Below are 7,486 nucleotides of genomic sequence, written 5' to 3'. Positions count from 1 at the left end.
GGGGGCCCCCCGGGGCCCGCGGGGGTGCCGCGGCGGGGGGGGGGCCGGCCGGGCCCGCCCGCGGGGCCCCCCCACGGCGGGCGGTCAGCTGGTGCGGCGGCGGCGGGCCAGGAAGAAGGCCCCCGCGCCGGCGCCCACCAGCAGCGCTCCGGCGCCCGCGATCAGGCCGGTCCGGTCGCTGTCGGCGCCGGTGGAGGCCAGGTGGCCGCCCACCGGCCGGTCACCGGCCGCCGGGGCGTCGCCCGCGGGCGCGGCGGGCGCCGAAGCGGCCGGTGCCCTGGTGACGTCGCCGGCCTGCTGGGCGGCGGGCGCGTCGCCGCCCAGCTGCGGCTTCGAGCCGTTCGAACCGTTCGAGCCGGTGGACGGGGTCGGGGCCGGGGTCCCGGTGCTCTCCGGGGTGCCGGTCGGGGCGGGCGTGGTGGTGGGCTTCGGTTCCGGGGCGACGACCCGGACGGTGGCGCCGGGCGAGCACATGGTGGTGCCGCGGAAGGGCATGCCGTCGCCCTCGTTGACGAACACGCAGGGGTTCAGCTCGGTCGCGCCCGGCTGCATGTCGGCCGGGTAGCTGACCCGGACCCGCTTGGTCTGCGAACTCCCGGGGGCCGCCGAGGAGTTGCGGCCGTCCAGGTAGAAGCCCGCCGGGGGCTCGGCCTCGGTGGTGACCGGCGCCAGGACGGTCCAGGTGCCGTCGGCGCCGCGGACCTCGACCCTGGCGTGCCGGTCGGTGAACAGCACGTTGCCGAGGTTGGTGTAGGCGGACGGCGTCGGGTTCCTGAGCACCGCGTCGAACTCGATGGGCGCCCCGCCCGCGACGGCGGTGGCCGGGACCCCGGACACTCCGTTGGTGATCCCCTCCACGTTGATCACGTGGGTGTCGTTGAGCGGCGGCTCGACCGGGGAGTCCTGCCACCAGCCCTTGACCGCGGTGCGGAAGGCGAGGTTCGGGCCGGTGCCGCCGTTGGTGGCCCCGTCGTGCGGCTTGCCCATCGGAACACCGAGGCGGAGCCTGACGTCGGTGCCGCCCGCCGGGACCGTCACCTTGCCGGTGCCGCCCGCGTTGACCATCCGGTTCCCTTCGGAGCGCGCCTTCAGGTCCACCGGCAGCCAGCCACCGGTCATGTCGCTGAAGTAGTCGAGGCTCAGGGCGTCCGGCGGCGTCCCGAGGTCACTCTCGATCTCGAAGTCCAGCACGACGGACGTGCCCTGGTCCCCCGGGTTGCCGATGTGCTCGGTGAACTCGACCGGCCCGCCCGCGAAGCCGACCACCGCCGGGGCGTGCACGGTCAGGCTGAGCGGCCCGGCGGTGGCGAACGCCGGGGTCGCGGTCACGGCGCCGCCGGCCACCAGCGCGGCGGTCAGCGCGACCGCCGGAACGAGCCGGCGGGCCCGGTTCAGGGCACGGTTGGTCTTGCGCATGGGATCCCCCTGGATTTCCGCTCCGGACCGGCACGCCGGATCCGGGCAGCACGAAGCAAGCCTGGTGAGTGGTGTGATCGCGGCCGCGCCCGACGGGCCGACCGTTCCGACGGCGTTTCCCGCCGCTCACCTACTAGGACGTACGGGGGGCGGCGAGGTTGCAGGTCGTCCCGGAACTTATTCCCGGGAATTCCGCGGAACCCCGCGCAACCCCCGCCGAACTGCTCAGACCTCGTACACCGCACCGGCCCGGGCGACCTCGACCGGCCCCGGGTAGGCGGCCGCGGCGTCCCGCCGGTTGTGCTCGGCGTCGGTCCACGGGGGGATGTGGGTGAGGACGAGCCGGCGGGCGCCGGCCGCGGCGGCGTGCTCGCCCGCCTCGCGGCCGTTGAGGTGGACGGCCCGATAGGTGTCGCGCCCGTCGATGTACGCCGCCTCGCAGAGGAAGAGGTCGGTGTCGCGGGCGAGTTCGACGAGTTCGGCGCTCTCGCCGGTGTCCCCGCTGTAGACCAGTGAGCGGCCGTCGTGCTCCAGCCGGAAGGCGAAGGCGTCGACGGGGTGGTTGACCTGGGCGACGCCGATCCGGAACGGGCCGAGCTCGAAGCTGCCGGGGGTGAGCGTGCGGAACTCGAACACCTCCTTCATCCCGGGGTTCTCCGGCATGTCGTAGGCGCGGGCGAGCCGCTCGGCGGTGCCGGCCGGACCGTACACGGGCAGCAGTTCGGGGCAGCCCTCGGCGCGGTAGTTGCGGGCCACCCAGTAGGCGCACAGGTCGACACAGTGGTCGGCGTGCAGGTGGCTGAGCAGGACGGCGTCGACGTCGTAGAGGCCGGTGTACTTCTGGAGGGCGCCGAGGGCTCCGTTGCCGAGGTCGAGCACGACGCGGTAGCCCTCGGCCTCGACCAGGTAGCTGGAGCAGGGCGAGTCGGCGGCCGGGAAGCTCCCCGAACACCCCACCACGGTCAGTTTCATCCGAGCCCCTCCGCCCCGACACATCCTGGCTGCTGCTGGAAAACGGCATCGCCGCCCTCCACCGGACAGCATGGAAAACGGCATGGAAAACGGCAGGCCGGGCGCGGCGAACCGGCCGGTAGCACTGCGTTGGTGTGTCGAGGGTAAGGGCGGAGCGGCACTTTGCCCCCGTCCCCGTGCCGGGCTGTGGGCGGAATCACCAGAACGCCGGGAGCGGGAGCGGGGGCGGTTGACGGGCCGGGGATCAGCGGCGCCGGGGCCGGTTGCGGGCCCAGGTACGGATGGTGAACGGGTACCACCGCGGGCGGCCGCTGCCGTCGATCACGTCCGGATCGGGCAGCAGCCGGTGCCGGCGGTAACTGCGGACGGTCGCGGGCCGGACGTTGATGTGGCGGGCGATCTCGGCGCAGGACCACAGCTCGGGGCCACGGGTCACGGGGGCACCTCCGGGGGACGGGGGCGGACGTTCGTGACGCAGCCTTGCCGGACCGACCGGGACTCCGGGCACAGAACGGGCATTGTGGCAGTTCCGTGACGAACCGGAAGCAATGCGCGGACAAATGCCCGACTGTCACGGCCGGCACGGTAGTGGCGTTCACCCCGGCCCGGTACGGTTCGCCGCATGAACGGCATGACCGCTACCTGGCTCGTCCTGTCGCTGCTGGGCGTCGCGCTGCTGGCCGCCGCCGCGGCGGCGCTGGTGCGGCGCACCCGCCCGGCCCCGCGCCCGGCCGGGCCGACCGGCCCGAAGCCGCGGCCGGGGGCCGGCCCCGAGCCGCAGGAGATCTGGTGGGCGCAGGTGCCGTTCGAGGACGGGCCCGGGTCCAAGGACCGCCCGTGCCTGGTGCTGCGGGTGCGCGGCCGGACCGCCACCGTCGCCAAGATCACCAGCAAGCACCACGCGGAACGCCCGGGCGTACTGCCGCTGCCGCCCGGGACGGTGGGCGACCGGGAGGGCCGGGCCAGCTGGCTGGAGACCGACGAGCTGCGCGAGGTACCGCTGTCGGCCTTCCGCCGCCGGGCCGGCGCGGTGGACCGGCAGGTCTGGGCCCGGGCGCAGCGGGCGCTGCCGCGCGGTTAGCGGCCTGCCCGCGGATGCCGCGGGCCCGGCGAGGATCCACGGGACGGGCCCTGCGCCCTGGGCCCTACGCCCAGAGCTGGCCCTGCAACGCCTCGACGGCGGCCTCGGTGGACTCGGCGGTGTAGATGCCGGTGGACAGGTACTTCCAGCCGCCGTCGGCGACCACGAAGACGATGTCCGCGCGCTCCCCCGCGGCCGCCGCCTTGCGCCCGACGCCGATCGCCGCGTGCAGGATGGCGCCGGTCGAGACGCCCGCGAAGATGCCCTCCTGCTGGAGGAGTTCACGGGTACGGCGGACGGCGTCCGCGGAGCCGACCGAGAAGCGGGTGGTGAGCACCTCGGCGTCGTACAGCTCGGGGACGAAGCCCTCGTCGAGGTTGCGCAGCCCGTACACCACGTCGTCGTAGCGCGGTTCGGCGGCGACGATCCTCACGCCGGGGACCTTTTCGCGCAGGTAGCGGCCGACGCCCATCAGGGTGCCGGTGGTGCCGAGGCCCGCTACGAAGTGGGTGACGGTGGGCAGGTCGGCGAGGATCTCGGGGCCGGTGCCGGTGTAGTGGGCGCCCGCGTTGTCGGGGTTGCCGTACTGGTAGAGCATCACCCAGTCGGGGTGCTCGGCGGCGATCTCCTTGGCCATCCGTACGGCGGTGTTGGAGCCGCCGGCCGCCGGGGAGGGGATGATCTCGGCGCCCCACATGCGGAGCAGTTCGCGCCGCTCCTCGCTGGTGTTCTCCGGCATCACGCAGACCATCCGGTAGCCCTTGAGCTTGGCGGCCATGGCCAGCGAGATGCCGGTGTTGCCGCTGGTGGGCTCCAGGACGGTGCAGCCAGGGGTGAGCCGGCCGTCGGCCTCGGCGCGCTCGATCATGTGCAGGGCCGGGCGGTCCTTGATCGAGCCGGTCGGGTTGCGGTCCTCCAGCTTGGCCCAGAGGCTCACCAGGCCGTCGGCGTTGCCGGGGACGGCGGCGGACAGCCTCGGCAGACGGACCAGCGGGGTGTTGCCGACGGCTTCGAGCGGACTGTCGTAACGCAAGGGGGGCCTCCGGCCAAGGCGGTGGGGTGGAGAGGGCGGTTCCCCCGCCGTGCGGGCGGGGGAACCGGGAGGTCAGCGGGCGCCGCCGGCCACGGCGGGCAGGATGGTGACGCTGTCGCCGTCGGCGAGGGCGGTGGAGATGCCCTCCAGGAAGCGGACGTCCTCGTCGTTCAGGTAGACGTTGACGAAGCGGCGCAGCTCGCCGCCCTCGACCAGGCGGGCGGCGATGCCCGGGTGGCGGGCGTCGAGGTCGGTGAAGAGTTCCCCGAGGTTGCTGCCGTTGCCCTCGACGGCCTTGGCGCCGTCGGTGTAGGTGCGGAGGATGGTCGGGATGCGGACCTCGATGGCCATGAGTGCGCTCCTGGGCGAGTCGTGGAGTGAGTGGGCCGCGGCGGAGGCGGCGGGGCGGTCGCCCCGGGCTCGGCGTCGCCGGGGGCGGCGGGCCCGGGTGAGGTGGTGAAGCGGCTCTCAGCGCGAGCGCGCGGGCGTGCCGGGACAGATCGCACCGGCGTGCCGGCACAGGTCGATGTGCAGGCGCGCCACGAGGCGGGTGCCCGGGGCCTGAGTGCTCACATCGACGGAACGCATGGGCTCATCGTATAGATTCCCGGGCCCGCTCCGACATGGCTGTCTCGGGATCCGGATGTTCCCGTTCCCAGGGCTGAGACGACGGCGGCCCGCCGCCCCGTCGGGAGGGGTCGGCGGGCCGCGTCCGCGGAGGTGCCGGTCAGACCGGGTAGGCCTCGACGACCTGCACGTCTTCCTCTGTGATCTCGCCGTCCACGATGCGGAACGAGCGGAACTGGTACGGGTCGTCCTCGCCCTCGCCCTCGGCGGTGGAGACCAGGACGTAGTGGGCGAACGGCTCGGAGGCGTAACTCACGTCGGTGCGCGAGGGGTAGGCCTCGGTGGCGGTGTGCGAGTGGTAGACGATCACTGGCTCCTCGTCCCGGTCGTCCATCTCGCGGTAGAGCTTGAGCAGGTCGCCCGAGTCGAACTCGTAGAAGGTGGGCGAGCGGGCGGCGTTGAGCATCGGGACGAACCGCTCGGGCCGGCCGCTGCCGGCCGGTCCGGCGACCACGCCGCAGGCCTCGTCCGGGTGGTCGGCGCGGGCGTGGGCCACGATCCGGTCGCGGAGTTCTCGGGTGATGGTCAGCATGCGGGCCAGGATAGCCACGCCCCGGCGGCTGTCCGCCGGGGCGTCCGAGGCGCGGTCGGTCGGTGTCCACGTCCGGCCGGCGGGTGTCCGCGTCCGGGTGGTGGGTGTCCGCTTCCGGTCCGTGGCGCCGGGGCCGGGGCCGGGCCGTGGCGTCCGGGCCCGGTCAGCGGGCGTCCAGGCTCCCGTCGCCGGCGGGCAGGTTGCCGTCGCCGGCGGGCTGCCGGTCCGCGGCGACGTCGTGGAGGGCCCGCGGGTCGCGGCGCTTGAGCACCTGGTAGCCGACCACCAGCAGCACGGCCCAGCACGGGAAGACGAACAGCGAGATCCGGTTGTCCCGGTCCAGGCCGATCAGCACCACGACCAGGGCGAGGAAGGCGAGCGCGGCCCAACTGACCCAGGCGCCGCCGGGTGCCTTGAAGGTGGGCGCCGGCAGGTGGCCGGCCCGCCAGGCCCGGCGGTAGCGGATCTGGGAGATCAGGATCATCGCCCAGGTCCACAGGCCGCAGACCGTGGCGACCGAGGTGATGTACTCGAACGCCCGCGCCGGGACGACGCCGTTGAGCACCACGCCGATCCCCATCAGCAGACAGGAGACGGTGATCGCGAAGGCCGGGGTGCGGCGGGAGTTGAGCCTGGTGAGCCGTCCCGGGGCCTGGCCGCGCAGCGCGAGGTCGCGCAGCATGCGGCCGGTGGAGTACATCCCGGAGTTGCAGGAGGAGAGCGCGGCGGTGAGCACCACGAAGTTGATGATGCCGGCCGCCGCCGGGATGCCGATCTTGCCGAAGGCGGCGACGAACGGGCTGACTCCGGGCCGGAATTCGGTCCACGGCACGAGCGAGAGGATGACCACCAGCGCGCCGATGTAGAACAGCATGATCCGCCAGGGCAGGGTGTTGATGGCCCGCGGCAGGGTCTTCTCGGGGTTCTCGCTCTCGCCCGCGGTGACGCCGACGAGTTCGACGCCCAGGTAGGCGAACATGACGATCTGAAGGGTCATCACGGTGGAGCCGATGCCCTGGGGGAAGAAGCCGCCGTCCTGCCAGAGGTGGCCGAGCGACGCGGTGTCACCGGCCTTGCTGAAGCCGAGGGTCAGCACCCCGACGCCGATCAGGATCATGCCGATGATGGCGGTGACCTTGACCATGGAGAACCAGAACTCGATCTCGCCGAACAGCTTCACCGAGATCAGGTTGGCCGCGTAGAGCAGGACCAGGAAGGTCAGCGCACTGACCCACTGCGGTATGTCGGGCGCCCAGAACCGCACGTAGACGGCGGCGGCGGTGGTCTCCGCCATGCCGGTGACGACCCAGAACAGCCAGTACGTCCAGCCGGTCACGTAGCCGGCGAAGGGGCCGAGGAACTCCCGGGCGTACTCGGCGAAGCTGCCGGAGACCGGTCGGTAGGTGAGCAGTTCGCCGAGCGCCCGCATGATCACGAAGATCACCAGGCCGGCGACGGCGTAGGAGAGGATCAGGCTCGGGCCGGAGCGGGAGATCGCGGTGCCGGCGCCGAGGAACAGGCCGGTGCCGATCGCTCCGCCGATCGCGATCATCTGGATCTGGCGGCTGCCGAGCCCGCGCTCGTAGCCTTCGCCATCCGCCGCGCTGTCGACCCTTTCGTCGTACAACTTCTCGGCCACTGTGCACCGTCCTGGTCGGTCTCGGGGGTGGAGAAGTCGTACCACGCGAAGTTCGGACAGCGGTGTCCATCTGAGCGTTATTTGAGCATGACCTGGTATGGTTTGCCCGATTTTCATAAGAAATGCCCCGGCCAATCGTCCACATTCTGGACGAAACGGCCGGGGCTTGCCCGGAATCGGGCAGGA

Annotated in this window: 9 protein-coding genes; 1 reads left to right on the top strand and 8 read right to left on the bottom strand. The window is 72.9% G+C overall.

Going from position 1 to position 7,486, the window contains the following annotated elements; translation table 11 throughout:
* Window positions 1-84: 84 nt before the first annotated feature.
* The 3 genes from ACFWJ4_RS19965 to ACFWJ4_RS19955 form a co-directional block, all read right to left on the bottom strand.
* Window positions 85-1,416, bottom strand: coding sequence for an LAETG motif-containing sortase-dependent surface protein (locus tag ACFWJ4_RS19965; protein ID WP_380545621.1), 1,332 nt, complete (start codon window positions 1,414-1,416; stop codon window positions 85-87).
* Window positions 1,417-1,641: 225 nt separating this feature from the next.
* Window positions 1,642-2,388: an MBL fold metallo-hydrolase gene (locus ACFWJ4_RS19960; RefSeq protein ID WP_359904132.1), complete on the bottom strand. Its 747-nt coding sequence runs from the start codon at window positions 2,386-2,388 to the stop codon at window positions 1,642-1,644.
* Window positions 2,389-2,632: 244 nt separating this feature from the next.
* Complete coding sequence (locus ACFWJ4_RS19955; protein ID WP_359904135.1) at window positions 2,633-2,824, bottom strand: MarR family transcriptional regulator; 192 nt, start codon at window positions 2,822-2,824, stop codon at window positions 2,633-2,635.
* 186 nt (window positions 2,825-3,010) lie between these two features.
* Between ACFWJ4_RS19955 and ACFWJ4_RS19950 the strand changes: the two genes are divergently transcribed.
* A complete protein-coding gene (locus ACFWJ4_RS19950) occupies window positions 3,011-3,469 on the top strand; it encodes a type II toxin-antitoxin system PemK/MazF family toxin (RefSeq protein WP_380545619.1) in 459 nt (152 codons plus the stop codon).
* 64 nt (window positions 3,470-3,533) lie between these two features.
* Here ACFWJ4_RS19950 and ACFWJ4_RS19945 read toward each other — a convergent pair whose 3' ends face one another.
* From ACFWJ4_RS19945 to ACFWJ4_RS19925, 5 genes are all read right to left on the bottom strand, one after another.
* Window positions 3,534-4,502, bottom strand: a complete 969-nt coding sequence (locus ACFWJ4_RS19945) for a cysteine synthase (RefSeq protein ID WP_359904138.1) — start codon at window positions 4,500-4,502, stop codon at window positions 3,534-3,536.
* A gap of 72 nt (window positions 4,503-4,574) precedes the next feature.
* Window positions 4,575-4,853 (bottom strand): MoaD/ThiS family protein, encoded by a 279-nt coding sequence (locus tag ACFWJ4_RS19940; protein WP_030242903.1) that lies wholly within the window; start codon window positions 4,851-4,853, stop codon window positions 4,575-4,577.
* Window positions 4,854-4,970: 117 nt separating this feature from the next.
* Window positions 4,971-5,090, bottom strand: a complete 120-nt coding sequence (locus ACFWJ4_RS19935) for a putative leader peptide (protein ID WP_310593142.1) — start codon at window positions 5,088-5,090, stop codon at window positions 4,971-4,973.
* A gap of 139 nt (window positions 5,091-5,229) precedes the next feature.
* Window positions 5,230-5,661 (bottom strand): M67 family metallopeptidase, encoded by a 432-nt coding sequence (locus ACFWJ4_RS19930; protein WP_359904141.1) that lies wholly within the window; start codon window positions 5,659-5,661, stop codon window positions 5,230-5,232.
* Window positions 5,662-5,824: 163 nt separating this feature from the next.
* Window positions 5,825-7,213: an amino acid permease gene (locus ACFWJ4_RS19925; protein WP_380545626.1), complete on the bottom strand. Its 1,389-nt coding sequence runs from the start codon at window positions 7,211-7,213 to the stop codon at window positions 5,825-5,827.
* Between the last annotated feature and the right edge of the window lie 273 nt (window positions 7,214-7,486).

Origin of the sequence: Kitasatospora sp. NPDC127067 (assembly GCF_042724755.1) — a bacterium.
Classification (GTDB): Bacteria; Actinomycetota; Actinomycetes; order Streptomycetales; family Streptomycetaceae; genus Kitasatospora; species Kitasatospora lactacystinica.
This window is presented reverse-complemented; position numbering and strand designations above follow the sequence as displayed.